Origin of the sequence: Tessaracoccus sp. MC1865 (assembly GCF_017815535.1) — a bacterium.
GTDB lineage: Bacteria > Actinomycetota > Actinomycetes > Propionibacteriales > Propionibacteriaceae > Arachnia.
Window position 1 is genome coordinate 784,636 of sequence record NZ_CP072596.1, and the last position, 26,073, is coordinate 810,708.

The following is a 26,073-nucleotide window of genomic DNA, read 5'->3' on the forward strand; positions in this document are numbered from 1 at the left end:
GGCGACGTCAGCCCGGCGGTCCGCTCGGCCTGTCCCTCCGGAGCCGAGCAGCTCAGCCCGCGTTGAGCACCAGCGGCACCGGGGCGCCCACCTGGCGGTCCAGGCAGCAGCCCTCCCGTTGGGACCGGTGGCAGTTGTTGCACGTCGGGATGGGCAGGTAGAAGTGCGCGATGGGCCGGCCCTGGAACTCGCCCACCTCGATGTCCAGGTCGAACACCTCACGCAGGAGCCCGGGGCGCACGATCTCGGCCGGCGTGCCCACGGCATGGATCCGGCCATGCTTCATGGCGACGATCTGGTCCGCCCAGCAGCTGGCGTAGTTGATGTCGTGCAGGACGATGACGACGGTCTTGCCCAACTCGTCAGCGGCGCGGCGCAGCGTCTGCAGCATGCCGTGCGCGTGGGACACGTCCAGGTTGTTGAGGGGCTCGTCGAGCAGCACGTACTCGGTGTCCTGCGCCAGCACCATCGCGACGAACGCGCGCTGCCGCTGGCCTCCGCTCATCTCGTCGAGGAAACGGTTCCGGAGGTCCTCGAGGCCCATCCAGCGGATGGCCAGGTCGATGGCCTCGTGGTCGGCCTTCGTGTGCCGACCGCCGCTGTGGGGGTAGCGCCCGAATCCGACGAGGTCCGTGACGGTGAGCCGCGACTGCACGTCGTTGTTCTGCCGCAGGATGGCCAGCCGCTTAGCCAATTCCCTTGAGTCGGCCTTCGCCACGTCGAGGTTCCCCACGGTGATCTCGCCCGTGTCTGCGCCGAGCAGGCGGGCGACCATCGACAGCAGGGTGGACTTGCCCGCACCGTTGGCGCCCACGATGGCGGTCAGACCGCCGCTGGGCAGCGACACCGACACGTCGTCGACGACGACCGACTTGCCGTAGCGCTTGGTGACGTCCTTGACCTCGATCATGACTGTGCAGCCTTCCTGATGACGAGCCAGATGAACGCGATGCCACCGGCGAATTCGATGATGACGGAGAGCACGGTGCCCAGCCCGAACACCTGCTCCAAAATGGCCTGGCCGGCCACGATGACGCCCACTCCGAGCAGCCCCGCCATCGGCATGGTGTAGGCGTGCTTGCCGGTGCCGGCGACCTGATAGGCCACGGCCGCCACGATAAGGCCGAGGAACGTGATGGGCCCGACCAGCGCCGTCGACACCGACACCAGCAGGGTGGCGACGAGGAGAACCGTGCGGACGGTGCGGTGGTACGGGACACCCAGCGACACGGCGGCTTCGCGGCCGAGCGTGAGGACGTCGAGCGTGTTGCGTGCGCGCCACAGCCACCAGGTGCAGGCAGCGACGACGGCGAAGCCCACCCAGATCAGTTCCGGGTTGACGGCGTTGAAGGAGGCGAACAGGTTGCCCTGCAGCACCAGGTAGCTCGTGGGGTCCAGCATCCGGCTGATCAGCGAGGAGAACGAGCGCAGGATCGCGCCCAGTACCAGACCGGCGAGCACCACGAGGTAGACGGAGCGGCCCTTGCGGCCGAACAGCAGGCCCGTGAGCGCCATGGCTGACGCCAGCATGAGCACCAGCGTGATGGCGAACATCGTGTACGGCCCGACGGCAGAGACGAAGGTGACCCCCAGCAGGAAGATCAGCAGCGTCTGGATGAAGGCGTACAGGGCGTCGAGGCCCAGGATCGACGGGGTGAGCAGCCGGTTGTTGGTCACCGTCTGGAAGGCCACCGTCGCCACCCCTGTGGCCCAGCCCACGAGCACCATCGCGGCCAGCTTTCGGCCGCGGAACGGCAGGATGAACTCGAGGTTGCCGGCCGCGTTGATCGTGACGAAAGCGACGGCCGCCACCAGGCAGAAGGCGACGGCGAGCCAGAGGCGGGCGCCGGGGCCGACCTGGCGTCGGACCTTGGTGTCCGGGACGAAGGCGACGGTGGTCATCTGGCGGTCCTCATCTTGCCGGTGAGCAGCAGCGCCAGGAAGACGGTGCCGCCCAGCACGCCGGAGATGGTGCCTACGGGGATCTCGTAGGGGTAGTTGATGGTGCGCGCGAGGAGGTCGCAGACCAGCACGAAACCGGAGCCTGCGAGGGCCGTCCAGGCGATGTTGAGGCGCAGGTTGTCGCCGCGCCACATGGCGATGAGGTTGGGGATGATCAGGCCCACGAAGCCGATGGCCCCGACCACCACCAGGGTCACCGCGGACGCCACGGCGACGATGCCCAGGCCGAGGTTGAGGGTGGTCTTGTAGGACAGGCCCAGCGAGGTCGCCTGCTCCTCCCCGAGCGACGCGACGGTGAAGCGGTCCGAGAAGACCCACAACACGACGCCGACGATGGCCAGCAGCCACAGCAGTTCGTAGCGGCCGCGTAGCACGCCGGAGAAGTCCCCCTGCATCCAGATGCCGAGGCTCTGGAGGAGGTCGAAGTGGTAGGCGACGAATGTGGTGCCGGCGGAGATGACGCCGGCGAGCATGATGCCGACGAGCGGCACCGCGACGATGGGCGCGCGGGGCGGCAGGGCCCGGACGAGGCGGACGAACACGGCGGTGCCGGCCAGCGCGGTGACCACGGCGATGAGCATCTTCACCCACAGCGGCGCGGAGGGGAACAGCATCACCGCGATGAGGATGCCCACGCCCGCCGACTCGGAGGTGCCCACCGTTGTGGGTTCGACGAACCGGTTGCGCACCAGCAACTGCATCAGCAGGCCGGAGAGTGCGAGGGAGGCGCCGGCCAGCAGCACGGCGACGGTGCGGGGAATGCGAGACGCGAACAGGTTCAGCACCTGTTGGTCTGTGGCCTGCCCCGAGACGAAATCCCAGGGGGAGAGGTCAGCGACGCCGACGAACAGCGAGACCGCCGCCAGCACGAGAAGCGCGGCGAGCCCGCCGACCCATCCCCGGTTCAGGGGACGGGTGGCGGGCTGACGCGTGGTGCGCAGGGCGGCGACGCTCACAGCTCGGCAGCCACCTGGTTGATCATTTCGACGGCGTTGTTGGCGCCGTGGATCAGGATGTACCAGCGCTGGCCCTCGAGGTACACGACGTCGTCGTTGCTCCAGGCAGAGGTGGTGGCCACCAGTTCGTTGTCGAGCACCTGTTCGGCGGCGGCACCCTCTTCACCGATGGCGGCGTCGCGGTCCACGACGAACAGCAGATCGGGGTTGGCCTGCTGGATGGCCTCGAAGGAGATGGCGTCGCCGTGGGCCTCGGCCTCGACGTCGGAGATGGTGGGCTCGATGCCCAGGTCGTTGAACAGGGCGTTGTAGCGCGACTGGGTGCCGTGCGCCGACACCTTGCCGCCGGAGGTCATGAGAACCATGGCGTTCTTGCCCGCGGGCACCTTGTCCTTGGCGGCGGCGATGGCCTCCTCGAGCTCCTTGAGCTCGGCCTCGGCCTGCTCCTGGGTGCCGGTGGCCTCGGCGAGGATGTCGGTGGCGTAGGCGACGCCGTCGTAGAAGCTCTTGGAGTAGTCGTAGGTGATGTCGATCGTCGGCGCGATCTTGCTCAGCTCAGGTACCTGCTTCGCGGAGCGGAAGCCCGCGACGATGAGGTCCGGCTGCAGGGAGGCGATGACCTCGAAGTTGGGCTCCTGGAGCGTGCCGACGTCCGTGGTGGAGTCGGTGTTGAAGGAGCTCACAGCGTCGGGGAAGGCCCCGCCCTTGGGAACGCCCACGACCGAGCCGCTGACGCCGAGCGCGTCCAGGGTGTCGAGGGCGCCGAAGTCGAGGACGACGATCTTGCTGGGCGTGCCGTCGAGTTCAGCGGTGCCCTGGGTGTGGGCCACGGAGATCGCCTGACCGGAGGTCTCGTCTGCGGCGGGGGCTGTATCGGGGGTGCCGCACGCCGTGAGGGCGAGGGCGCCGGCGGCTGCGGTGGCGGCGAGGAGGCGCAGAGTCTGCTTCATCTGTGTCTTTCAGTAGTAGCTGTCGGTGTCGCGACTTAGGCAACCCTAACCAAGCTATTAACGCTACGCAAACGTGGCCAAAATGCGGACACGTGGTGCGGCGGCATTGTGAAGTTGTGCAGCGGACTTGCTGCACAACTCAACTCTGCTGGGGGTCCGTCTCGCGCCCGGGCTGCCCGAGACGGGGCTCCAGCGGTGCGCGGCATTCGGTCGCCTCAGCGCGGAGCGGTAAGCTGCGCTCTCGTGGCACTCACCATTGGAATCGTCGGTCTCCCCAACGCCGGCAAGTCGACCCTGTTCAACGCACTGACCCGCGCGGAGGTGCTCGCGGCGAACTACCCGTTCGCGACGATCGAGCCCAACGTCGGCATGGTCGGCGTCCCGGATCCGCGGCTCGCGGAGTTGGCGAAGGTGTTCGGCTCCGAGCGGCTCGTGCCGGCTGTCGTCAGCTTCGTCGACATCGCCGGCATCGTGAAGGGTGCCTCGCAAGGTGAAGGCATGGGCAACGCGTTCCTCGCCAACATCCGCGAGGCCGACGCGATCTGCCAGGTCACCCGCGTGTTCGACGACGTGGACGTCACCCATGTCGACGGCAAGGTGGACCCCGCCTCCGACATCGACACCATCTCCACCGAGCTGATCCTCGCCGACCTCGCCACGGTCGAGAAGGCCCTGCCGCGCATCGAGAAGGAGGCGCGGATCAAGAAGGATGCGCAGCCGAAGCTCGAGGCCTTCAGGGCCGCGAAGGATGCCCTCGAGTCGGGCCAGGGCGTCCGCGCCGCGGGCCTCGACACCGAGGACCTCTACGAACTCCACCTCCTCACCGCGAAGCCGTACCTCTACGTCTTCAACTGCGACCAGGACGAACTGGGCGACGAGGAACTCAAGGCCAGGATGCGCGCCATCGTCGCCCCGTCCGAGGCGATCTTCCTCGACGCCAAGTTCGAGTCCGAGCTGGTCGAGATGGAAGAGGACGAAGCTCGCGAGTTCCTCGCCGAGATGGGCGTGGAAGAGCCGGGCCTCGACGTGCTGGCCCGCGTGGGCTACGACACCCTCGGCCTGCAGAGCTACCTGACCGCCGGCCCCAAGGAGGCCCGCGGCTGGACGATCAAGAAGGGCGCCACCGCGCCCGAGGCTGCCGGTGTGATCCACACCGACTTCCAGAAGGGCTTCATCAAGGCCGAGGTGGTCAGCTTCGACGACCTGATGGCCGCCGGCTCGATGAACGCGGCCAAGGCCGCCGGCAAGGTCCGCCTCGAGGGCAAGGACTACATCATGGCCGACGGCGACGTCGTAGAGTTCCGCCACAGTTAGGCATTAGTGGGCGAGATGAAGCCCCGCCGCCAGCGATTGGCGACGGGGCTTCAGTCTCGGAACCTAAACGATGTCTCCGAACGTGCGATCACGCCCGTTTGTCCGGCACTGTGGGTTCGTGCAGCGCCGGACGGTGTGCACGTCCCGGGTACCCGCGAAGGTCGCTTCGCTGCGTTGAGAGACCAAGCGCACGGACGATCCACACGTCTGGCATGGGCCGCAATGGCGGCAGGCGTCCGCGTGGTCCCACATGGGTTCGGCGTCGCTCCCTCGCGTGTCCTCGGTCCAGGTCGTGGACATGGCGTTGCCACACTTCGGGCACGCCGGGGCCTTGTAGGTGGCCCGCTGGGCCATGGTCATTCTGGGATCGTTCATCGGTCTTCCCCTCGTTCGTCGGTTGGCCGCACCCTAGCAACGCGTACCGACAATTTGACGCGACGAAACCCCGCCGCTCGGGAGTGAGCGACGGGGCTTCGGGGTGCCGCGCCCGCCCCGACCGTGGGGCGCGGCGGTCTTTAGGGCTACGCCGTCAGGGACACCTTGACGATGCCGCCCGGGCGCTCAACCGACAGGTCAGCGCGAAGCTCGGCGCGGGCGCGAATCTGGTTGCGGGCGAAGTCGTCTCCGACCATTCCCCATTCGAGCACCGCGCCGGGTGCGTCGGCGTCGATGCGGATGTGGGCGGACCCCTCGGACAGCACCCACGCGGTGCCGACGGGCACGGCGGCGGTTGCGGCCACCGGGACACCGAACAGCAGGCGGCGGGCCACGTCCACCGGGGCCGCGCTCATGATGAACGCGCCGGTTGCGCCGTTCTCGCGGGCCAGTTCGAACGCTTCCCAGTCGGTGGGGTGCATGGCGATGCCGTTGGGCACGTGCCCGGCCACTTCCAGGGCGGTGAGCGACTTCCTGACGGTGGTGAACGTGTCGCCACTGAACGCCTGAGTCAGAATCCCCGACGTGGTGTTCAGGCCGGTGAAGTTCTCGCCCACCCCGTCGCCGTTGAGCGCCTGAGTCACCAGGGCGGCGTTGAGCCCGCCCAGCAGCTCGGACTTCAGGAACGTCTCCAAGCTCGGGTAGTCGGACAGGTCGAACTTCGACACGGGTTCGGACAGGTGCGCGACGACACGAAGCCGCCCGTCAACGCGAGTGAGCCCGTAGACGCTCGTTGGCTTCAGTTCGCCACGGGCCACCGGCTTGGCGGTCTCGGTCCGCTGGGTCTGGCGGAGGTAGGCGTAGACGGGGCTCTCCTGCCGGATGACCGGCAGCAGGTCCAGCAGGCTGGCGGCGGGCCTGCCCTCGGCCACCGGGTCGGCGTCGATGGACACCGGCGCGACGGACACGCCTTCGGCCAGCAGGGCCTTCAGCCCGACGCCGCCGCTCGGCGTGGTCAGCGCCGCCTTGGTGCCCTCGGCGTCCAGGGCAAGGCTCAGGTGCTTGCCCTTGCCCGACTTCACCGCGTTGAGGCGGGTTGCGGCCTGCATCCGCGCCCAGAGTTCTTCGTCGGCCTTCACGCCGGGGTCGTCCGGCGACGGTACGCCCGCCAACAGGTTGTCAATGGTCTTCAGCCGGGCGCGCTCAGCGTCGGTCAGCTTCCCGTCACGGGCCTTCGCCCCGTCGATGATGGCCAGCGCTTCGCGGGCCAGTTCTTTGGCGTTCATGATGTTGTCTCCTTGGAGGAATGCGCCACAACGGGCGCGGTGTCAATGGGGGTTCCTCGCGGGCCGGGAACGGACGGCCTAGGGGCCGCTGGCTCAACCGGTGCCAGGTGTGCAGCTTCAGGGGCTCAGCGGTTCGGGTCCTCGTGCTGGCGGGTTCACCGGGAGCGTTCTCCGGGCTACTGCCTCGCGGGCTACTTGCCTTCGCCGTCGTGCTGTTGTCGTGCGCGTCTGCCTATCCGTGGTCCACTCTCGTGCAACTTGACCCGGGGGTTCCTCGTTGACTTAGTGGCGGTGTCCGCCTCGCGCGCACCTCTGAAGTTGTGCCTTCATCGTACCGTGGCGGGCGCGGTGTTGGTGGGAGCCGCGCCCGCCGTCGGTCACCAGCCGTAATCGACGCCATGCCGTCGCGGCGTGGTCGATGCCGGGGGCTTGGCCGCGTTGGCCTTGCCACCAGCCCGACGGTTACAGGCGGCATGTTCAATGCCGTTGTAGCCCTCCCGGTCGTCGGTGTGGCCCGCGTCCCAGGCGGTCCAACACTGCCCTTCGCACGCCGTGGACCGGCACGCCGGGACGTGCGCCGACGGCGGGTCAAGCGGCCAGACGTGGAACACCGGAAGGCGGCACCGCGCGCACGGCACCCGCCCTTCCCGCTTCAACAGCCGCGCGAACTTGGCCCGGGTCTTCTGGTGTCGCCCGCCGTAGCCGCGTGCGGCGGTGCGCTCCCGCCCGGTCATTACCGGTTCGCCCGTCGGAACAGCCCCAGCACCGTGGCCGCTGGCGGTAGTTCCTCGTCGCCCGGGTCGCCGTAGTCGCCGTCGGCCCAAGCGTCGGCTTCGGCTTCGAACATGGCCGATGCCAGCCGGACCAGCGAGATGACCAGTAGCCGGGCTTCGTCCAGGTCCGACGATGCCAGGACTTTGGCGGTGGCGGTCATGGTGTCGGTCTCGGTGCAGTCGATGACCAGGCCAGCGGCCAGCGTCATGGCGTCGTGTCGTTTCATGTCTTCGTTCATGGGTTCTTCTCCTTGTGTGACTGTGGTTGTGGTTGTGTGACTAGGGCTACAACGTCGCGTCAGCGTTAGCCCTAGTCACGGGGTATTCGTGCGCGATGTGTCCGTGACTCTCCGGCGAGGAGTCATCGGCGTGTCACGGCTTGAGGCGCGAACGCCCCCTACCCCGTCGGCGTTGAGCCACTCGGCGGCGGCGGCTTCACCGTGGGGCGTGGCGGTGAAGGTGCGCGGCGTGGTCGGGTGCCGTGCGGCTTGGCCCCGGGACATGCACCGGGCCAGCGCGTCGGCTATCCGGTCCCGTCGCGCCACGTCGTCGCCAAGCAGCGCGGCAACCTCGGCGGTTGCTTCGTCCAGCGTGAGCGGGCGCGGTGCCGTCGCCAGCGCCAGCAGCGCGGCTTGCTGCACCGGCAGGCGGCGCGCCCGGGGGGTGCCCCGGACCACGCCGCCCCACGCGCCCCAGCGCTCGCCCCGCCCGGCGTCGCGGCACACGTCGAGCACGGGGCACGTGCCGCAAGCCTCTGCGGCGTCGGCCAGGGCCTCGGGGTCGTCGGAAGTCCACATAGCCCCCCGGGTGGGGTCCAGGCAGGGCACCCCCTGCCCCCGGTCAACGGCCCCCCTCAGCGCCCGGGCCAGGGCTTCACGGGGGCGTTGTGCGTCCCGGTCGGCCCGGGTGGGTCCGGCGGGGCGGGGGGCGTGGTTCAGCATTGCGCGTTCACCTCCTCCGCTAGTGCGGCGGCGGCGTCCGGTTGGCCGTCGTCGGTCAGCCAGCGGTAGGCGTCGCGGGCGGCGTCGATGACCTCGGGCGCGCCGTGGGTCTCCAGCGCCCACTCCACAACGTCGGCCACGTCGTGGGTTCGTCCCTCGGCGGCGTCGCGCAGTTGCTCCCACAGTGCCGGGCGTCGGGTCGTCCGCTCGCGGTCCTCGGCGCAGTCGATACAAGGGCAGGTTGGGCCGTGTTCGTACATGGTCAGTTGTCCTCTCGGGCGGCGGCGCTGAGCCGGTTCAAGATGTCGGCCTGAGCGGTCGTCAGGCCGGGCGGGGTGGGAGTCGCCAGGGGGGCAAATGTGGGGTGCAGTGCAGTTTGTGCACTTTCACTTGTTCCTTCCGCGTAGCTAGGAATTGTTGGAGGAACCGGGCAAACTGCACTAACTGCACTTTCCGGTTCTGACAAGGGGTGTTGCATCTGGAATCCCAACAGCTTCACCCCCCGGAAAGTCATGCCTTTGTTCGTCTTGACGGTGTTGAACCCTCGTCCGCGAAGGAGTTCAGCGAAGCGCTTCCGGCCCTCCGGGTCGAGCCGTCGAGACTGGCACCATGACGTGTAGGCGTCGTGCAGTTCGGACACCAGGACGCCCGCCCCGGTGGTCGCTTCGGTGCGTTCTTCTAGGAACTCGGCTAGGTCGTCGTTGTCGTCGCGGTATGCCCCGGTCGCCAGGGTGACGGCTTCGGGTTCGGCCATGCCCCGGGTGTAGTAGTCGCGCAACCCTTCGACGGCCCACGCCAGAACGGCGTTGGCTTCGCCCTTCAGCTTGGAAGGTAGCGTCGCGTCTTGGTCGCCGTCGGGCACGACGACGTTGAACGGCACGACGCGCAACCGCGCCCAGATTGCCGCGTCCTCGGCGCTCACGCGGGGCAGGTGATTGGTCACCATGGCGGCGGTGTGGCTGGGTTCGAACTGTACGAAGTCCTTGCCCATCCGACGGGCGCGGATGGCGTCGCCGCCCGTGAGCCGCTTCACCGTGGCGTCGGCCAGGCGTCGCCCGCTCTCGGTCTCGGAGACGATGACCCAACGCGCCCCGCGTAGGTCCATCTGCCCCGTGGGGTGTGCGCCTTCCCGGTGCATGAACAGGTCCGGCTCAGCGCTCACCGCGTAGTCGCCCAGCGCCCACGACACGGCCCCGTAGAACACGCCCTTACCGTTGCGACCCGTGCCGGTGAGCACTACCAACTTGTGTTCGATCACTTCGCCCAGCAGCGCCAAGCCGACGTAGCGCTGAAGGTAGGCGCGCACCTCGGCGTCGGGCAGTACCTCGGCCAGGAACGTGCCCCAGCGTGACGCCTGCCAGTCGGTGCCCGGCGTCCATGCGGCCCGGCACACCTTCGTGATGCCGTCGCCCGCGTCGTGGGGGCGTAGCTCCAGGGTTCGGAGATCCAGCGTGCCGTTGGCGACGTTGAGCGCGTACGGGTCGGCGTCGAGCTGGTCAACGTCGCGCACCAGTTCCGACGACGCCCGCGCGATGCGTAGAACGCCTTCCATCTGCGTAGCCGACGACGTGGCCCGAACGTGCTTCAGCACGTCGCCGTTGTCGATGTTGGCGGCGGCGGTGCGCTCCAGCAGGTCACGAAGCGCGCGCAATGCCCGGGCGTTGTCGGTGTCCTCGCGCCAGCGCTTGCCGTCGAAGTAGTGCCAGCCGATGCCGGGCACGAAACAGTGCCGCCCCGACGACGACGTGGCCAGGCCGTCGGCAAACTGAGCTTGGGCGTGCATGGCCCCCATGACGCGGCGGGGGTCCACGACGGTCCCCGTTGTCGCCGTCTGCACGGGGGCCGGGCCAGTCAGCCCGAACAGGTCCGGCCCCGACGGGGGCAGGGTGAACGGCTCGCCGCGCCGCCACTGGCTCGCCCACTTCGTGGCGGGGTCCACGTCCACGGCCATTCCGTCGGGCACCAGGTCGAGCAGCACGGCCAGCCCAGTTTCCGGGGTAATGCCGGTGCCGTCGGTGCGTGCCAGCCGTCCGACGGTGTGCGCGGCGTCGGCCACCAGCTTTTCCCAGCCCCTGCCGTGGTCGTCGGTCTCGCCCTCGGGCCACTCGGCGGCGGCGTCAAGCTCGCGCCGTAGCCCCTCCAGCGTCGCCAGGGCGTATGCCTGAGCGCGCTGGGGGTCGTTGGTCCCCCCGACGGGCGCGGGGCCGTCAGCGGGCCGCGTGGCGCGTGCGGCGGCTACCGTCGCTGCCAGGGCGGCGGTTGCGGCGTCGGGAGCGATACTGGCCAGCGCGGGGCGTTGCTCCCACGAGTACGGCACCAGTTCGCCGCTCACCTTCGACGGCTTCACGGTCGGCGCGATGAACAAGAATCCGCGCCCGTTGCCGTCGGGGGCACCGGCCTTCAGGTCGAGCCCGTGGGCGAAGCCGTCGCGCGAGTTGCACCCCGTCGGGGCGATGAGCAAGTGACGCCCGCCCGACGGGGTGCACGCCACGCCGTACGCCGTCGGGAGCGCGCCCGCCTCGGCCAGCGCGGCCAGCGACGCCGCGCCGCCCTTGTGGGTGTCCACGTCGAGCCCGTCCACGGTGCGGCCCATGACAGCGCACAACGCCCAGCCGGGACGCCACGCGGCCACGTGTGCCGGGTCGGGTTCCGTGTTCTGCCAGCCGTGGGGGAGTGCGTAGCCCTCCATCCGGCCCCAGTCGGGCGCGCCGCCCGGACCGTGGGTGTTGGGTGGGGCCGCGAACACCGGCACGCCAGCGGCCACCAGGTCGAGCGCGACGGCCAACGCTGCGGCTTCCGCTACGCCCATAGCCCCGTCAGCTCGCGTACCGTTAGTGGTGTCATTCGACAAAAACCAATGGTCCGGGAACGGGCCGTGAGGTTCAGGTAGACGAACGCTGCCGGGGATGACGTCTTGGTGAGGGGGCGGTCCGGAGTGATGACCCGGACCGCCATTCACATTGTCCGGGCTGTTCTGGGTACTCACTTCGCACCCCCCGCCGTCAGCATGGCCGCAAGCTCGGCGCGTTGCGTCGTCGTCAGGGGTGGGGCGGCGTCAACAACTGCCTTGATGTGGTCGCGTAGCTGGCTCGCGCGTAGGTCGCGCTCAGCTTCGCCTTGGTGAGGATGGCCGTAGCGCCTCGCGCTACCAACAAGGCCAATCAGTCGCCTTGTCTCCGGTGATGCTGCCATTTGGGCACGCTCCTGCCAGCCTCTCCGGTGAGAGTGGCCCAGTCGTGCCCAAGGCTTATTGCGGGTGTCCTCGGTGCGTCCCGCCGCCAACCGTGGCGATTCAGTTAGCTACAGCGTAGCGCGTGCTTAGCTTTGAACTAGCCGCCGCCACGCCGCCGCGTCATGGTTGGTCTCCCAATCGTCGTTCGCTTTGTGCCACCACGCGGCCACGCGCTCGCCTTTGACACCGACGACGCGGCCACAACGGCAACGAAGCGTGTAGGTCACCGCGTCGGGGCCGGGGGCGTCGTCGGCCACGGGTAGCGAAGCATCCGACGGGGCGTTGCGCCGTGCCACCAGGGACGAACGCGACGGCCCCACCACAAGGCGCGCGCCACGCCCGGGCCAATACGTTTCGACGGTGGCCCCACTCACGGCGTCGAGCGTGAACCGGCGCGCCACGTCGTCCCACGACACAACGGCCAGGTTGCGCCCGCACTCACACGACAGCCGCAAACGGCGCTTGTGTGCGGTCATCGTCCGTTCCTCCACTCAATCCGCACGCTCTCGGGGTCAAAGCCCTTACGTCCCCGTTGCCCGGGTAGCAGGGTCACCTTCATGAGCATGTCGATTAGGCGTTGTTGGATGCCCAGCGGGGCGGCGTCGAACGCGGCCACCGGGTCAGCCGACACCAAGACGCCCGTACCGGCTTCGGTCGCCACCAGGGCGGCTTGGTCGCGGGCCACGTCGGCCAGTTCGGCCCGCACCTTGTCGCTTGCCGTGGCGAAGCGTCGCCCGTCGATGAGCCCGGCGTCGTAGTCAGCTTCAATGGTGACAAGGCGGGCCTGTAGCGCGGTGCGCCGGGCGGCGAGCGCGGCCAGCTTCTCGGCGTCGCCGGGGCGGCTCAGTAGTTCCATGAGGTCGGGGCGGCTCAGCCGCTCGCGCACCACTGCCAAGACGTACGCGTCAACGTCAACGCCCGTGCGGTAGTAGCAGGCGTGGCGGCACGTGTACCGGTGCGACGACTTCATGCCGCCCGATGTGCGGATACGAAGCCCGCACGTGCACCAGTAGACGCCGCTGCCGATGAACTTTCGCGCCGTGTCGCCGTGGTTCGACTTGCGGCGGGGGTCGCTGAGCTTCACCTGTACGGCGTCGAACTGTTCGGCGGGCACGATGGCGGGCCAGTTGGCTTCGCCCACGACTTCACCGGAGATGATCGAGCGCCCGGCGTAGCGTGCGTTCTTCAGGATGCTGGACACCGACGACGGGGACCAGCGCCCGCCCCGGCGCGCGGTGTGCCCCTCAGCGGCAAGCCCGCGCGCGATGCCTTGCAGCGTGTCGCCAGCGGTGAAGCGGTCGAAGATGCGCCGGACTAGCTCGGCTTCCTCGGGCACAATCTCCCCGTGGCGGGTGTAGCCGGTCAGACGGACACCAGCGGGGGGACGGCCTAGCTCGGCGCGCTGCCGTTGCGCGCGACTCTGACGTGCCCCCTTGCGCTCAATCTCGGCGCGGGCAACAGCGGCCTTGATGCGTGCGTACATGCGCCCGCCGTCGGTGCCCAAGTCGGCCTCACCGTTCGCGGTCACCAGCACGAGCCCGCGCGACTCGGCGCGGTCGATCCAGTCCTCTAGCTGGCGGGGTTGGCGGGTCAGCCGGTCCAGGTCCCAGCACACCAGGGTGTCGAACTGTTCGGCGTCGTAGGCGTTCACCAGGGCGTTGTAGCCGGGGCGGTTCTTCTTGGCGTCGCTCGCGCTGATGGAGTTGTCCACGAACTCACCGACGACGCGCCAGCCCCGGGCCTTGGCCAGCTTGTGGCAGTCCTCGCGCTGCCGGTCAACGGCTAGCCCCTCACCGGTCGCGTCGAGCGACACGCGGAGGTAGATAGCGGCTCGCGGGGCGGTGTTCGTCGTCATGGGTCCACAGTAGACCGATCATGCCTATATGTCACGTGACGTCGTGGAGTTCCGGTTTAACGTCTGACTCTTGGCCGCAGTTCTTTTCCTAGGCGCCGTGGCGTAGCTCAGCTCAGCGCGGCGTCTTGGTCATCGCGGATGCCTACCAGCACGTGCTTGGTGCCTGTGACGATTTCGGTCTGTCTACGAGCGTCGACGTGGCTTGCCGAGAGGCTCTCGGTCGCGAGCGGGGGCGCCGACTGCCGAGTGGTAAGAATCGAGGATGAGCCACGCACGGCGATCCTGAGGTGCAACACCGGAGCGGATGTACGCGACCAGTGCAGCGATCAGGGCAGCGTCCGCGACCACGGCGGCGAGCCTGCCGAAGTGGCGGGTCTCGCGACGTATGCCGGGCCGGCGGTCCTGGACGACGGCGAGGATCACGCGGCGCAGGCGCTGCCGATCCTCCTCGCTCAAGGAGAGACGCTTGAGTTGGTTGCAGAGGTCGGCCTTGATGTAGCCGGACCGGAAAAATCGAGCGTCGGCCTCAAGGAAGCGGATCGCCTCCTCCACGGCCTTGGGATCGCCACCATGGAGGGAGGACTCTGGGACGGCCGCATCCCAAGCCTCGTGGAAGGCCTCGACGAACTTGTCGTGGGCAAGGACTTCCTCGAGGGCGCGCGGGACGCCCTTCCACGCCTGGTTCAGCCGATCCTCGGACGCGTTGCACTGCGCCGCGGCATCGCGGAACTCGTTCACACGCTTCATGGCGGAAATCTACAGTGCGGGCGCTGCGTCCGACGGGGCGAACGCAGAGCTGGACCTCTGAGGCCTTTTCGTGGCGGGATGTGGTGGAGTTCCGCTTCAACGTCTGATTCGCCATGACTCCCAGATATGACCAGGGAGCGGGCGACCGGGAGTGCTGACGAAGTGGCCTTGGCCCGCTGGCATTCGCGACTCGATGACGTGCGCCGCGCCGTCGACCAGCTTCCACCGCGGAATGGCTCGGGGGATTCTTCGCGGAGGTGACGAGCGCCCAAGAGCCGGCTCTTGGCACGGTGGCGTCGTGGCACACTCAGGTTGTGGATACGTCGGAGGAGTCGCAACCCACCCGGTACTACCACGGCACCCGAGCGGTGCTGTCTCCCGGTGACTTGGTCACCCCGGGGCGCCCCTCGAACTACCGGGCCGAAGTGACCATGAACCACGTCTACTTCACCGCGCGGCTCGACGGCGGTGGCCTGGCGGCCGAAATCGCCGCGATGCTCGGTCCCGTGGGCGCCGAACCGCACGTGTATCTCGTGGAGCCGACCGGTCCTTTCGAGGACGATCCGAACGTCACCGACAAGAAGTTCCCCGGCAACCCGACGCTGTCCTACCGCAGCGCGGCTCCGTTGCGCGTCATCGAGGAGATCGCCAGCTGGACCCGTCTGGGGCCCGATGAGCTCGACGTGTGGCGCGAGCGGTTGAGGGAGATGCGGGAGTCGGACGCGGAGATCATCAACTGATCGGACACGTGCGCGCGCCGGAACTCGGTGGAGATCCGGGTGAGCGTCTACCGTGATTGTGGCGTAGCAGTGCCGTGCGGCAGCGGGTGTGTGACGCTCTGAGGTGAAGGAGGGTGATATGGCTGGCATCACTGCCCTGGATGCGAGTGCCGGTACCGAGCGCGAGGTCCTTCTCGCCTTCCTCGGTGAGCATCGCCGACTCGTCCGCGAGACGGTCCTCGTGCTGACCGACGAGGAGGCGAGGCGAAGGTTGGTGCCGTCGCTGACGACGCCGATGGGCCTGCTCAAGCATGCAGCTTTCGTCGAAACGGCCTGGTTCCCTTGTCGCTTCGGTGGCCTGACTCGCGCAGAAGCGGGAATTCCGGAGACGGTGGACGAGAGCTTCACCCTGGAGCCGGATGACACGCTTGCGCGACTTGCGCGCAATCACGAGCTGGCTGTTGCCGCAGCTGACGAGGTCATCGCTCAATGGGGACTCGACGACCGCTGCACGCACCCCGTCATGGGGGAGCTCTCGCTCCGCTGGGTGCTGAACCACTGCATCCGCGAGTTGGCCCAGCACGCCGGGCACGCTGAGATCCTCGTCGAACAGATCATGGCCGAACGGGCCTGACCGCTACCGGTTCGACCGTTCACTGCGGGCCATAGGGCAACGACTGACTCACTTGATCTGCCGGACCTCCTGGGGCCAGCCACAGGCAACAGCGACCTTGCCGGCCCACATTTTCGCAGCCTCGTCGTCCGCGACATCAATGATCGTCAGTCCGCCGAGAAACTCGCTGGACGACCCGTATGGCCCGTCGTTGATCTCGACCGTGCCGCTCGTCGCGTCTGCGCTCCACCCCTCGTTGATGTTCTCCTCGAGCCCGCCGGCGAACACGTAGACGCCGGCGTCCTTCATCTCGTCCACGACCGCGTTGGCGAGGGGTCCGCGGCTGGCGAACCACTCCTCGCTGTGGTCGCCCACCCATTGCTGGTTGAAGTAGATGATGTAGTGGCTCATCGTGGCTCCCTATGTCAGTGGCGCGGTGCCGCACCGACTTTCGCCGACGATACGACGGGGGTCTGAGGCGATGTCAACAGCGGCCTTTGCCACGACAAGTCCGTGACTTCCCCGGACAACCGGTTCACACTGGAGTATGGACCGGGAAATCTATGAGGTGCAGGAGCGGATCTTCGCCCTGCTCATGATCCGTCTGGACCGGTTGATCCAGCGTCGGATCCCGGTTCGCAACGTGTCCCCGGGCCCGGTGCAGCGGACGGCCAGGCTCCAGTTCGCCGACGGCGCCACGCTGCTGGTGCGCTCCCAACGTTCCGGCAGTAGTGCCGCAGTCATGCATGCCATCCTTGAGGGACGCTCCGTACTCCTCGAGGCATGGCAATGGCAAGACGACGGCCTCGTGCTCACCCTGGCGGTCCCGATCCGGCGTCGGATGATGCGCCACTGCCTGATCCTGCTGGGGGCAGATCAGCCTGACTAGTGGCATCAGCCGGACCGCCACAGTGAGCGCATCGACGGGGTAGCGTGGCAGGCAAACCGGGTCAACCGGCCGCCGATCAACGAAAGAGGAGCGATCATGCCCAACCCCGTCGTCAGCAAGGCCAGCACCGTCTGGAACGGTGACCTGTTCACCGGCAAGGGAACCACCACCCTGGACAGCTCCGGCTCCGGCAGCTTCCCGGTGGAGTGGAACGCCCGCGCCGAAGGTTCGGATGTCACCACGACGCCCGAGGAACTCTTGGCCGCAGCGCACGCCACCTGTTTCTCCATGGCGTTCTCCAACGAACTGAAGAAGAACGGCACCCCGCCCACGGAGATCACGACGAACGCCGAAGTCAGCTTCGTGGCCGGCACCGGCGTCACCGGGATTCACCTCATCACGAACGTGCAGGCCGAAGGCCTGGATGAGGAGACCTTCCAGACGATCGCGAACGGTGCGAAGGAGAACTGCCCCATCAGCCAGGCGCTGAAGGCCGTCGAGATCACCCTCGAAGCAACCCTCGCCTGAGGCACGGCGAGGCGGCTCAGGCCGCCGGCCGGTGCTCCCAGACCTCGCGCAGGTCTGCACTGTAGAAGCCGAACAGTTGAACGTGATGCTTCGCCAGTTCGGCGCGTGCGGTCTGGAGCCACCGGTCGGCGACCTCGGGTTCGATGGGTCTGCCCGCAGATACGGCCACCACCACGCCCGGCACCGCCAGGTGCTCGAACAGACGGAACAGCCCTACCCGTTCATCGGCAGTCATGTACCAGTCGATGTCGCCTATCACCACGGGTTGCAGGGCATGCCCCTCTTCATCGCAGATGAGGAGCAATGCGGAGTTCTGCCGCCGGTCGGAATCCTTGAGGAAAAGGTCGACAACGTCGACGGCGAGGGTGGTGTCCGTCAGCGGAAGCGCGGACCATTCTTGGGGGAGATCGTGAAAGCTCATGGGTCCATCGTGTGGGAGTACCCGTGGCACTAGCGGCTCCGTTGGCGGGCTGTGGATAACTCTCCATATCGATCGTGCGCGGCTGGCGGCCGGTCGAGCGCGATTCCTGGGCTACCCCCTGCGGCTGCTCCGCGGTTTCCTGAGCCAGCGGCCTGTGGTCGAAGGATCGACGCCGGTCGTGACGCCCACCCCGCTCATCGGCGATGTGTTGACGGCGAATTGTCAGGGGTACCTGCTAGCACAAGTTGCCTCTGACAAGGTGTTTTCCCTTGTTTTAGACCGTGCGTTCCTTTAGAATAGTTCACATGAGCGAAGCGCGGGAACTGATGCAGCAGGGTATCGCTGCGCTCTGGGACGCCGCAGGCTCACTCCGCACTGATTCACCGGCCGCAGAACGGTTGGCCCACATGGTGCACACCGTCACCGAGGCCGAGGCCCAACTGGCCGGCCTGCGTCTCCACCTCCTGCACGAGGCCCGCCTCTCCGCCGCAGACAGTGTCGTCGACGAGGTCCGTCAATCGGTGCGCACCACCACCTCCCAGGCCACCGCGTCGTTGAAACTGGCGATGGATCTCGGGGAGCGGTTCTCGCTGATCGCTGCGGCGTTGAACGACGGGGAAATTTCGTTGGCGCAGGCCGAGGCGATCGTCTCCGGGCTGCGGAAGCTGCCCGGCCGGTTGACCCGCGCAGATCTGGTGGAGTGCCAGAGGTCGGTGCTTGAACACGTGGACACGCTGGGGCCTTCGGAGTTGCGGGAGTTGGCGTCGCGGCTGGTCGAGGTGATTGATCCTGACCTGGCGGAGGCTGACGACGCGAAGCGTCTGGCAGCCGAAGAGCGGGCCGCTCGCAGGGGAAGGTTTCTGCGTCTTTCTCCGGACCATCACGGCTCGATCCGGATCACTGGCCTGCTGCCGGTGGCAGATGCCGCGTTGTTGGCCGCGCAGCTGGAGGCGTTGCTGCCGTCGGCCTCCTCCTACGCGGACGCGGGCGAAACTCCGGGGCCGGACGTTCGACGCGCCGACGCCCTGGTGCTGCTGGCTCAGGCCGCCGCCGCTGCCGGTGACCTGCCTGCTCATGGCGGGGACCGGCCGCGGGTCCACATCACCATGAACCTCGACACCCTCACCACCGGGCTGGGAGCGGTCGGGTTGCCGGGCCTCGACGTCGACGGCCTCACCGCAGGCGAAGCCCGTCGCCTCTCCTGCGACGCGGGCGTGATCCCGATGGTGCTCGGCAGCGACTCCCAGCCCTTGGACGTCGGCCGCGAACATCGGCTGTTCACCCCCGCCATCCGCGCTGCCCTGATGCTGCGGGACGGGGGCTGCGCGTTCCCCCACTGCACCGCCACACCGGCCTCGTGTGACGCGCACCACATCGTCCCCTGGTGGGCAGGCGGAGAATCCTCACTCGCCAACGGCGTTCTCCTCTGCCCGCACCATCACCGGCTGGTCGAGCCAGACCCACAACAGTCACCCGAATCGCAGTGGCAAGTCCACCTCGACCCGGACACCGGAAGGGCATGGTTCACCCCACCCCGACATGTCGATCCGGCGCGCAGACCCAGGCAACACCCACGACACCTGCTGCGCGAACTCACCCCGTCAGCCAAGGCACCACCCTGCCCAGATGAGTCCGGAATCGCTGAACAGGTCAGCACCCAAGCTGATGTGGAGGAACCTGACTTCCGCCGGCTCGACGAACTCCTCGAACGCAGCGCGGCCGTCTGGCACCGAGACCGGAGCGACCCGCTTCCCGTTCCATCCTGACCGGGGCGCGAAATTGGGTCGTCGGCCCTTCGGCCGGCCCCAGAGCGACCCGCTCAGGACACGGCGCCGCCGATCAGCGGTATCCCGGGTAGAAACCGTAGCCGGAGCGGTTCACGACATCGTGGGCCTGATCCACCATCTCCTGTATGAAGCGGTCCACGAGATTTCTTCGCCGGATAGCGCTGGCGCACTCATCCATCAGCCGACCGGTCGGTGTATGTTTCCCGGCCTGGAAAAGAGCGGCGGCCACCAGGAGCAGTTCATTGTCGTGGAGTCCCGGAATGCCCGTGAGCTGGTCCGGCGGGTGGACGTGGTTGATCACGGGACGCGGAGGGGGGAGTGCGGCCAGGTGAGATTCCCAGTCGTAATGGTCGTCTGAGACGAGGTGCTTGTGCAGTTGCGCGAGCACGCGCTCGCCGGGGGCGCCACGCTCCGCCATGGGGAGCAGCCGTTTGGCCCTGCCCAGGACGGCCTGACTCGTTCGCCCGAGTGCCTGGCAGAGCTCGTCGATCACGGCGCCCTGTCGGCAGAGCGTGACCATGGTGCGGTAGTCGTCGTCGGTCCAGGGCTCACCCCGGCGGTCGGGTGCGGATGGTGGAGGAACTGGATGCAGATTGCTCATCGACATGCCCTGATCTTCGCTGCGGGCGGGGCCAGGCCGTCAAAGTTATCCACAGGAGGGGCCGTGCGACACGTGCCGCACGGCCCTCCCCGTTGGAACGGGTAATCAGGCGTTCACGTCGGCCCGGGAGATCAGGTCCGACATCTCGCCGCTGTTCGGCGCGGTCAGGTCAGCCATCCGCTCCTTGCTGACCCGCGCGACGATGATGTTGCCCAGTTCAGTGGCGACGTCGGAGTACAGGCCCTGGGCCTTCATCCGCTCGCATTGGGCGGCGTTGGCTTCCGTGGGCGAGACGTAGTGCACAGCGTCGGCCTTGAAGCGCTGGATCATGTACAGGTGCACCAGCATCGAGAGGCGCTTCTTGCGGAGGTTGTCGTCGAAGGTGTTCTGGTCGCGCACCGAGATGAAGGTGCGTCCGTGGCGGTCGTTGATGGGGGCGAACACGATGTTGTGCACCTTGTCGTCCGGCCCGCGGTAGACCGCCAGTTCCAGCAGTTCGGGCGCCTCCCGGCTGGGCCGCAGGCTCGCCTGCAGCGGTGCCCCGAGCCCGTTGAACTCAGCCCACTCGGCCAGCCAGTCTTCGAGGACCTTCTTCGGCAGTTCGGTCTGCACCAGGTGCTGGGTCTGGGTGGAGCCCTTGCCCATCGCCTTGGTGGTGGCGGTGCGTGCCGAGCAGGCGGCCAGCGCCGCGTCGAGACGCGGGCCGCCGACATGGGTCTGCGGCGTTCGGTACGGCGACTCCAGCAGCCTGATCCGGCGCTGCACCTTGGCGAGGGCCAGCATGCCGTCGTGCATGAGCGCGGAGGCGAACTCCTCGCCGGCCACACCGTCGATCTGGTGCCCGCCGTAGGTGATGAAGTTGAACACGAAGCCCGCAGCTCCCAGTTTCGCCGGGAACTCGCGCATCTCGTCGTCGGTCATGCCGGTGGAGTCCCAGTTGAACGATGGTGACAGGTTGTAGGCGAGCATCTTGTCGGGGAACACCTCGTGCATCGCCCTGGCGAAGTGCTCGGCCTCCCTGATGTCGGCCGAAGCCGTCTCCATCCAGATGATGTCCGCGTAGGGCGCCACGCTCAGCGACTTGCGGATGGCGTACTCGATACCCCCGCGCACCTGGTAGAAGCCTTCGGGGGTGCGGGCGACGTCGGCGTTCCAGTAGAAGTCGATGCCTAGCTCGCGCGCCTTGTCACGCACCATCCAGAAGGAGGCATCCGCCGCGAACTCGCGCCACTCCTCCTCGCTGATCGGCAGGTCTGCGTCGTCGGCGGCCAGCAGTTGGAGCCGGTTCGCCACGGCCTCCCCGATGGTCATCAGGCCGGCTGCGGCCTCCCACAGGCCCACCATGTCGTTGACCAGGCCGTCGTAGGTCTCATCGACGATGGGCTCGGCTGCGCCCACGAGCCGGGTGGCCGCCTGCCCTGCCTTGGCCATCAGGCCGTTGTGCTCCAGCCACTCGTCGGCCGCGGCGTACTCCTCGTCGGTGATCGTGTAGAGCTGGAAGCCGGACAACACCTTCGTGCCCGCCGTGTGCATGGCGCGCATGAGCGCAAGGGTGACGAGCTTGTACGACGGGATGGACGGATTGGTCGCGCCCAGGACGAAGGGGTGGTCGCGCTCGTCACCGTTGTTGTCGAGGAGGGTGGCCGCTTCGGCGTCGGTGCGGGCGACGATGAGGCCCGGCACACCCATGATGTCGAGCTGGAACCGCGCCGCGTTGAGACGCTTGATCTGCTCGTCGACCCCCACGAGCACCTTGCCGCCCTGGTGGCCGCACTTCTTCGTGCCGGGGCGCTGGTCCTCGATGTGGTAGCCCGTCACGCCCACCTCGACGAAGCGGCGGATGAGGTTGCGCACGTGGGCGTCGCCACCGTGGCCGGTGTCGGCATCGGCGATGATGAACGGCCGGTAGTCGACGGGGGCGGGGGCCACCGCGAGGTCCTCTGGGCGCATGCGGGCCCGTAGGTAGGTCTGGTTGCGGTCAGCGGTCAGCAGCGCGCGCACGATGCCGGCCGCCTCGTCGGGAACCTGCGAGAGGGGGTAACTGGCCAGGTCCGCGCCTGGGTCCTCGGTGACCGATCCCTTGGCCGAGGTGGCCCACCCGCCCAGGTAGATGCCCTCCATGCCCATGCGCTTCATGGTCACGGCCTGGCTGGGGGAGTAGGGGCCGAATGTGGTGATCGACTTCTTCTCCGAGAACAGCTCGCGCAGCCGCGTGTGGAAGGCGGCGGCGTTGTCGCGGGCGATCGGGTACGCCGTGGGGATGGTGCCGCGCTGCTCCGCCACCTGGCGGGCCGAGTAGAGCCGCTTGATTCCGGCGAAGCGGTCGCCGTCCATGTACTGCTGGATGTCGGTGGCGGTCTGATCGATGGTCATGTCAGGTCCCTCGTTGGTTGACGTGATGGGATGGTCGGTGGGCGTCGGCGCTGCGGCCAGATCGAGGTTCCAGGTGATGCGGGTGCCGTCGTCGGCGAACGCGGTGAGGTACCGCTCGATCCGGGCCTCGGCCTCGCGCAGGCCGTGGTTGTTGAGGTTGAGGTTGAGCAGATCGATGTACCAGGGCGCCTTGACCGGGTACGTGACGTAGGCGCGCACGATCTCCCGCGCGATGGGCAGGGTCGTGGTCTTCGACACCTCGTGGACGTCTCTGGCATCCGCGGCGACGAGCTTGCGATACTCCTCGTCGAGCAGCCGTTCGAACAGTTCCGCGGTCATCGGATCCCCGGCCCTGACGCCGGTCTCGTCGTCGTCGGTGGTGAACGTGGCGCGCTTGTGCAACCACTCCCACAGCACCGAGAGGCGGATCTCGCCCGTGGCCGCGTCCTCCATCAGGTAGAGCACGCTGTCGTCGCCGAAGAAATCCGCAGGCTTAAGCGCCGCGGCCTGGAACCCCTGGCCGAACGCGTTGCCGTACTGGAGCCCCACGCTCAGGAGGTCGCGGGCGCCGCGGACGGTGCGGGGCGCGTCCTCCAGCTGGGTCAGGGCACGGGCGTCCTCGGCGGTGTAGGTCAGCGCCGGGAACTCGCGCCCGAGCTGGTTGTCGTCGCCGACGCGTTCCCAGACCGGCCGCATGATGTGCACCATCTTCCAGTGGGCCACCCACTTGCCCGAGGCGCCCTCGCGCTGCTCGCGCTCGCCGCCGGCCACCGCCCTGGTCATGGCCGTGGCGACCCCCTCCTCGCTGCCGACGGGGATGTTGGGCTCCATCCCGCCCTGCCAGAGCGAGAAGTTGCCTGCCGCGTCGGGCGTGTTGACGGCCCTGCGGACGCGGTCCTCGTAGGCGCGCATGTAGGCGTACGTCATGGTGATGGCGTCGATGTTGGGGTTGGTGAACTCGGGATCCCAGGCCATGGCGTCGGAGACTGAGTTGATGTAGTCCCAGCGGCCGGTGTTGAAGCCGACGAAGTGGAGGCCGAGCGCCGCCCGGATCTCCATCAGCTGGAAGGAGGCCTCCACCTGCTCCACCAGCACGTAGCCGAGGATGGTGCCCCGGGTGAGGCCCAGATGGTCCTCGAGCGCGTCCATCAACCGGCCCCAGTGGGCGGCCTCGGCAGCGGTCTGGATCTTGGGCAGGTACAGCACGATCGAGCGACCCTGCTCAGCCAGGTTGCGGTGGTTGTGCACGACGTAGAGCACCAGATCGGTGATGCTGGCCGAGAAGCCCCGGGCGTCGTCGTGTGTGAGGTGGCGGTCGTCCAGGTGGAGTCCGCGGCAGCGGAAGATCCGCGTGGTGAACTCCAACTGCTCCCGCCAGTCGCCGATGATCTCTCGGCCGAGGAAGCCGCGCGCCCACTCATTCATCTCGCCGGCGACCTGCTCGGCCACGGCGAGGAACTGCGGATCGTTGGCCACCATGAGGCGCAGGTTGCGCTGGGCGTCGAGAGACATGAACCCGGTCTGGCCGAGGGCGTCCTCGCCGTCGAACATCCAGCCGTCGGCGCCGGACAGCAGGGCGTAGGCGACGTTGCGCAGCCCGGACGCGACGCTCGCCTGCGGCTTCGTGCTCGGCCCTGTGCCTTGGATCCACTGCCGACGCAGGTCCGCGGGAATCACCGGGCCGGTGAAGCGGCCGGCGCGCGCATCGGCGACGGTGATCCCGGTGCCCTCGATGACGGAGTCCTCAGCCAGGAACTCGAGGGGTTGCCGCTCGTTGGCGCGTGTGGTCCGGCGCTGGATGCGGCGGTCCATGAGCTCAGCGCGCTGGGTGTCCAGCCCGGCGAGCGCCTCGAGGGCGGCCACGGCTTCCGGGGTGTAGACGTCCGGGTAGGCGGCAAGAGCCGCGGGGTTGATGCGAATGGTGGTCTGCGCGGTCGACATTGACGGGTGCTCCTTCTTTTCTGGACGGGGTGATGGGGGAGGTCAGGCGTCGAGGAGGTAGCGCCGGTAGGCGTGTTCGGTGACCGACGGGGGCAGGACCTCGCCCAGGGCTCCGAACTCGACGAGGTGGCGGATCGCCGCGAGCCGGCCGTCGTGGCGGGAATCGTCGTCGGCGCTGAGCGCCTCGAGTTCCCGGTCCAGGGCGTCGACCAGCACGTGCCGGGTGACGGGCAGTCCGCCGTCGCTGGTGACCCCGGTCCGGGACCACTGCCACAGTTGGGCCCGCGCGATCTCGGTGGTGGAGGTCTCCTGCAGCAGGCCGTCGACGGCGATCTCGCCGCGGCCGTCGAGCCAGGCGTCGAGGAACCGGACCAGGACGGCCATGTTCGCCGCGATCCCATCGGCCGTGACGGGGCCGGGCTCCTCCAGGGTGAGCAGGTGCTCCGAGGTGACGCCGGGGTCGTCGAGCTTGGCCTCGAGCTGGTGGGGCCGGCTGGCCAGGACACCGGCGTAGGCCTCGCGGCACGTGCCGATCAGGTCCACCTGCGCGACCCAGGAGCCGTCGAAACCGCGGCGGGCGTCGCTCTCCTTGGCGGCTCGGACCTGCTCCGAGGAATCCACCTCGTCCGTGGTCGTGGCGGTGAGCCCGCCGAGGGCATGGGCCCCGCGTCGGTGCGCCGTGTGGACCAGCAGGTCGAAGAAGGCCTGCAGGTGACCGGCGTCGAAGGTGATGTCCCGGCGGTCCGGCAGCTGGAAGCTGGCATCCCCGCCGAGCTGCTTGATGATGCTGAAGATGTAATCCCAGCGGCCCGCAGCGAGGCCCGCCGCGTGCCCGCGCAGTTCGAAGAGGATCTCGTCCATCTCGAAGGCTGCGGTGATGGTCTCGATGAGGACTGTCGCCCGGATGCAGTTGGCCGGCAGCCCCAGTGAGGCCTCGGCGAAGTCGAAGACGTCGTTCCAGAGGCGGGCCTCCTGGTGGGTTTCGAGCTTCGGCAGGTAGAAGTACGGGCCACGGTCCTGCTCGAGCAGCGGGGCCGCGTTGTGGAAGCAGTGCAGTGCGAAGTCCACGAGGCTGGCGGGGACGGGCTCGGAGTCGACCTTGATGTGGCGCTCGAGGAGGTGCCAGCCCCGCGGGCGCAGGACGACGGTGGGGCCACCCTCGGCCCGGATCCCGGGCAGGCCGCCCGCCACCGTGGCCTTGAGGTTGAGGTGGCCGGTGATGATGTTGGCCCAGGTGGGGCTCGTGGAATCCTCGAAGTCGGCGATCCAGACGTCGGCGTCCGAGTTGACCGCCTCGATGCAGGAGGCTGCATCCACCGGGCCGCTCAACTCGACGACGCGACGCTCGAGGCCGGGGGCCGGCGCCGGGACCGACCAGTCGTCGTTGCGGATCGCGGTGGTCTCGGGCAGGAAGCCGAGGGTGTCGCGGCGGGTGGTGCGGCGGAAGCGGGCATCCAGAAGAGCTAGGCGGCGCTTGCTGAACTTGCGGTGGAGGGCACGGATGAATTCCAGCGCCTCGGGGGTGAGAAGGGTTTCGTCTCCGGGGACCGGATCCCCGACCACCGACAGGTGGTATCCCGCGGAGGGCGTCGTTGCCTGGAGACGGTTTGTCTGGGATGGGTTCGTGAACATGTCGATAAGCATCCGGTGCGCCGCGAGGAGGCCACAAGGGTGCCGATTTGCCAAGTATCGAAAACCACAAATGACGTGTCTGTGAAGCCAGTGAACGCACGCACCGCTGCGTCGGAGGTTGAGAACGCTCACACCGCCTGCGCAATCAGCTCTGGCTAGGTCCTGCCCACACCTCCAC

At 68.1% G+C, this 26,073-nt stretch carries 23 protein-coding genes; 6 read left to right on the forward strand and 17 right to left on the reverse strand.

What is annotated here, in order from left to right; genetic code table 11:
* Positions 1-52 precede the first annotated feature (52 nt).
* Genes J7D54_RS03465 through J7D54_RS03480 form a run of 4 tightly spaced genes read right to left on the reverse strand, consistent with a single transcriptional unit; the run spans position 53 to position 3,868 of the window.
* Entirely contained in the window at positions 53-910 is an 858-nt protein-coding gene (locus J7D54_RS03465) for an ABC transporter ATP-binding protein (RefSeq protein ID WP_076059843.1), read from the reverse strand.
* Positions 907-1,902 (reverse strand): iron chelate uptake ABC transporter family permease subunit, encoded by a 996-nt coding sequence (locus J7D54_RS03470; protein WP_182762098.1) that lies wholly within the window; start codon positions 1,900-1,902, stop codon positions 907-909. Before J7D54_RS03470 ends, J7D54_RS03465 begins: the two co-directional genes overlap by 4 nt.
* Positions 1,899-2,918: an ABC transporter permease gene (locus J7D54_RS03475; RefSeq protein WP_182762096.1), complete on the reverse strand. Its 1,020-nt coding sequence runs from the start codon at positions 2,916-2,918 to the stop codon at positions 1,899-1,901. The genes J7D54_RS03470 and J7D54_RS03475 overlap by 4 nt, the downstream gene beginning before the upstream one ends.
* Complete coding sequence (locus J7D54_RS03480; RefSeq protein WP_182762094.1) at positions 2,915-3,868, reverse strand: siderophore ABC transporter substrate-binding protein; 954 nt, start codon at positions 3,866-3,868, stop codon at positions 2,915-2,917. The genes J7D54_RS03475 and J7D54_RS03480 overlap by 4 nt, the downstream gene beginning before the upstream one ends.
* 243 nt (positions 3,869-4,111) lie before the next feature.
* Here J7D54_RS03480 and ychF point away from each other — a divergent pair, with 243 nt between their 5' ends.
* Positions 4,112-5,182 carry a redox-regulated ATPase YchF gene (ychF, locus tag J7D54_RS03485; RefSeq protein ID WP_182762093.1) on the forward strand — a complete coding sequence of 357 codons (1,071 nt, stop codon included), beginning with the start codon at positions 4,112-4,114 and terminating at the stop codon, positions 5,180-5,182.
* 521 nt (positions 5,183-5,703) lie between these two features.
* Here ychF and J7D54_RS03490 read toward each other — a convergent pair.
* The 8 genes from J7D54_RS03490 to J7D54_RS03525 all read right to left on the reverse strand — a co-directional run bounded on the left by J7D54_RS03490 (position 5,704) and on the right by J7D54_RS03525 (position 14,391).
* Entirely contained in the window at positions 5,704-6,843 is a 1,140-nt protein-coding gene (locus J7D54_RS03490; RefSeq protein ID WP_182762091.1) for a phage major capsid protein, read from the reverse strand.
* Positions 6,844-7,576: 733 nt separating this feature from the next.
* Positions 7,577-7,855 (reverse strand): hypothetical protein, encoded by a 279-nt coding sequence (locus tag J7D54_RS03495; RefSeq protein ID WP_182762089.1) that lies wholly within the window; start codon positions 7,853-7,855, stop codon positions 7,577-7,579.
* Positions 7,856-7,930: 75 nt separating this feature from the next.
* Positions 7,931-8,413 carry a hypothetical protein gene (locus J7D54_RS03500; protein WP_182762087.1) on the reverse strand — a complete coding sequence of 161 codons (483 nt, stop codon included), beginning with the start codon at positions 8,411-8,413 and terminating at the stop codon, positions 7,931-7,933.
* Between the two features lie 137 nt (positions 8,414-8,550).
* Positions 8,551-8,817, reverse strand: a complete 267-nt coding sequence (locus J7D54_RS03505; protein ID WP_182762085.1) for a hypothetical protein — start codon at positions 8,815-8,817, stop codon at positions 8,551-8,553.
* 2 nt (positions 8,818-8,819) lie between these two features.
* The gene (locus J7D54_RS03510; RefSeq protein ID WP_182762083.1) at positions 8,820-11,366 is read right to left on the reverse strand and encodes a phage/plasmid primase, P4 family; all 2,547 of its coding nucleotides are present in this window, start codon (positions 11,364-11,366) and stop codon (positions 8,820-8,822) included.
* Between the two features lie 509 nt (positions 11,367-11,875).
* Complete coding sequence (locus J7D54_RS03515) at positions 11,876-12,265, reverse strand: hypothetical protein (protein WP_182762081.1); 390 nt, start codon at positions 12,263-12,265, stop codon at positions 11,876-11,878.
* A complete protein-coding gene (locus J7D54_RS03520) occupies positions 12,262-13,644 on the reverse strand; it encodes a recombinase family protein (RefSeq protein WP_182762080.1) in 1,383 nt (460 codons plus the stop codon). The genes J7D54_RS03515 and J7D54_RS03520 overlap by 4 nt, the downstream gene beginning before the upstream one ends.
* Positions 13,645-13,827: 183 nt before the next feature.
* On the reverse strand, positions 13,828-14,391 hold the full coding sequence (locus J7D54_RS03525; protein ID WP_182762067.1) for a hypothetical protein: 564 nt from the start codon (positions 14,389-14,391) through the stop codon (positions 13,828-13,830).
* A 314-nt stretch (positions 14,392-14,705) separates the two neighbouring features.
* Between J7D54_RS03525 and arr the strand changes: the two genes are divergently transcribed.
* Together arr and J7D54_RS03535 are read left to right on the forward strand one after the other, a co-directional pair.
* The gene (gene arr, locus J7D54_RS03530; RefSeq protein WP_076059836.1) at positions 14,706-15,131 is read left to right on the forward strand and encodes an NAD(+)--rifampin ADP-ribosyltransferase; all 426 of its coding nucleotides are present in this window, start codon (positions 14,706-14,708) and stop codon (positions 15,129-15,131) included.
* 118 nt (positions 15,132-15,249) lie between these two features.
* Positions 15,250-15,744 carry a DinB family protein gene (locus tag J7D54_RS03535; protein ID WP_076059834.1) on the forward strand — a complete coding sequence of 165 codons (495 nt, stop codon included), beginning with the start codon at positions 15,250-15,252 and terminating at the stop codon, positions 15,742-15,744.
* Positions 15,745-15,792: 48 nt separating this feature from the next.
* On the opposite strand, the gene J7D54_RS03540 is transcribed toward J7D54_RS03535, so the two are convergent.
* Positions 15,793-16,134 carry a YciI family protein gene (locus tag J7D54_RS03540; protein ID WP_182762065.1) on the reverse strand — a complete coding sequence of 114 codons (342 nt, stop codon included), beginning with the start codon at positions 16,132-16,134 and terminating at the stop codon, positions 15,793-15,795.
* 136 nt (positions 16,135-16,270) lie between these two features.
* Here J7D54_RS03540 and J7D54_RS03545 point away from each other — a divergent pair, with 136 nt between their 5' ends.
* Positions 16,271-16,612 carry a hypothetical protein gene (locus J7D54_RS03545; protein WP_076059830.1) on the forward strand — a complete coding sequence of 114 codons (342 nt, stop codon included), beginning with the start codon at positions 16,271-16,273 and terminating at the stop codon, positions 16,610-16,612.
* Between the two features lie 96 nt (positions 16,613-16,708).
* Complete coding sequence (locus J7D54_RS03550; RefSeq protein ID WP_182762063.1) at positions 16,709-17,140, forward strand: OsmC family peroxiredoxin; 432 nt, start codon at positions 16,709-16,711, stop codon at positions 17,138-17,140.
* Between the two features lie 16 nt (positions 17,141-17,156).
* Here the strand turns inward: J7D54_RS03550 and J7D54_RS03555 are convergent, their stop codons facing one another.
* Complete coding sequence (locus tag J7D54_RS03555) at positions 17,157-17,561, reverse strand: hypothetical protein (RefSeq protein ID WP_182762061.1); 405 nt, start codon at positions 17,559-17,561, stop codon at positions 17,157-17,159.
* Positions 17,562-17,866: 305 nt separating this feature from the next.
* Here J7D54_RS03555 and J7D54_RS03560 point away from each other — a divergent pair, with 305 nt between their 5' ends.
* Positions 17,867-19,327, forward strand: coding sequence for an HNH endonuclease signature motif containing protein (locus J7D54_RS03560; RefSeq protein WP_182762059.1), 1,461 nt, complete (start codon positions 17,867-17,869; stop codon positions 19,325-19,327).
* Between the two features lie 73 nt (positions 19,328-19,400).
* Here J7D54_RS03560 and J7D54_RS03565 read toward each other — a convergent pair whose 3' ends face one another.
* From J7D54_RS03565 to J7D54_RS03575, 3 genes are all read right to left on the reverse strand, one after another.
* Positions 19,401-19,955, reverse strand: coding sequence for a hypothetical protein (locus J7D54_RS03565; protein WP_182762057.1), 555 nt, complete (start codon positions 19,953-19,955; stop codon positions 19,401-19,403).
* 99 nt (positions 19,956-20,054) lie between these two features.
* The gene (locus J7D54_RS03570) at positions 20,055-24,263 is read right to left on the reverse strand and encodes an isocitrate lyase/phosphoenolpyruvate mutase family protein (protein ID WP_209455201.1); all 4,209 of its coding nucleotides are present in this window, start codon (positions 24,261-24,263) and stop codon (positions 20,055-20,057) included.
* A 42-nt stretch (positions 24,264-24,305) separates the two neighbouring features.
* Complete coding sequence (locus tag J7D54_RS03575; protein WP_182762055.1) at positions 24,306-25,895, reverse strand: malate synthase; 1,590 nt, start codon at positions 25,893-25,895, stop codon at positions 24,306-24,308.
* Positions 25,896-26,073: the final 178 nt, after the last annotated feature.

Coding starts and splice junctions, on each gene's coding strand:
- J7D54_RS03465 (WP_076059843.1), bottom strand. CDS start 910: ATGATCGAGGTCAAGGACGTCACCAAGCGCTACGGCAAGTCGGTCGTC.
- J7D54_RS03470 (WP_182762098.1), bottom strand. CDS start 1,902: ATGACCACCGTCGCCTTCGTCCCGGACACCAAGGTCCGACGCCAGGTC.
- J7D54_RS03480 (WP_182762094.1), bottom strand. CDS start 3,868: ATGAAGCAGACTCTGCGCCTCCTCGCCGCCACCGCAGCCGCCGGCGCC.
- J7D54_RS03490 (WP_182762091.1), bottom strand. CDS start 6,843: ATGAACGCCAAAGAACTGGCCCGCGAAGCGCTGGCCATCATCGACGGG.
- J7D54_RS03495 (WP_182762089.1), bottom strand. CDS start 7,855: ATGAACGAAGACATGAAACGACACGACGCCATGACGCTGGCCGCTGGC.
- J7D54_RS03500 (WP_182762087.1), bottom strand. CDS start 8,413: ATGTGGACTTCCGACGACCCCGAGGCCCTGGCCGACGCCGCAGAGGCT.
- J7D54_RS03505 (WP_182762085.1), bottom strand. CDS start 8,817: ATGTACGAACACGGCCCAACCTGCCCTTGTATCGACTGCGCCGAGGAC.
- J7D54_RS03510 (WP_182762083.1), bottom strand. CDS start 11,366: ATGGGCGTAGCGGAAGCCGCAGCGTTGGCCGTCGCGCTCGACCTGGTG.
- J7D54_RS03515 (WP_182762081.1), bottom strand. CDS start 12,265: ATGACCGCACACAAGCGCCGTTTGCGGCTGTCGTGTGAGTGCGGGCGC.
- J7D54_RS03520 (WP_182762080.1), bottom strand. CDS start 13,644: ATGACGACGAACACCGCCCCGCGAGCCGCTATCTACCTCCGCGTGTCG.
- J7D54_RS03525 (WP_182762067.1), bottom strand. CDS start 14,391: ATGAAGCGTGTGAACGAGTTCCGCGATGCCGCGGCGCAGTGCAACGCG.
- J7D54_RS03535 (WP_076059834.1), top strand. CDS start 15,250: ATGGCTGGCATCACTGCCCTGGATGCGAGTGCCGGTACCGAGCGCGAG.
- J7D54_RS03540 (WP_182762065.1), bottom strand. CDS start 16,134: ATGAGCCACTACATCATCTACTTCAACCAGCAATGGGTGGGCGACCAC.
- J7D54_RS03545 (WP_076059830.1), top strand. CDS start 16,271: ATGGACCGGGAAATCTATGAGGTGCAGGAGCGGATCTTCGCCCTGCTC.
- J7D54_RS03550 (WP_182762063.1), top strand. CDS start 16,709: ATGCCCAACCCCGTCGTCAGCAAGGCCAGCACCGTCTGGAACGGTGAC.
- J7D54_RS03555 (WP_182762061.1), bottom strand. CDS start 17,561: ATGAGCTTTCACGATCTCCCCCAAGAATGGTCCGCGCTTCCGCTGACG.
- J7D54_RS03560 (WP_182762059.1), top strand. CDS start 17,867: ATGAGCGAAGCGCGGGAACTGATGCAGCAGGGTATCGCTGCGCTCTGG.
- J7D54_RS03565 (WP_182762057.1), bottom strand. CDS start 19,955: ATGTCGATGAGCAATCTGCATCCAGTTCCTCCACCATCCGCACCCGAC.
- J7D54_RS03570 (WP_209455201.1), bottom strand. CDS start 24,263: ATGTCGACCGCGCAGACCACCATTCGCATCAACCCCGCGGCTCTTGCC.
- J7D54_RS03575 (WP_182762055.1), bottom strand. CDS start 25,895: ATGTTCACGAACCCATCCCAGACAAACCGTCTCCAGGCAACGACGCCC.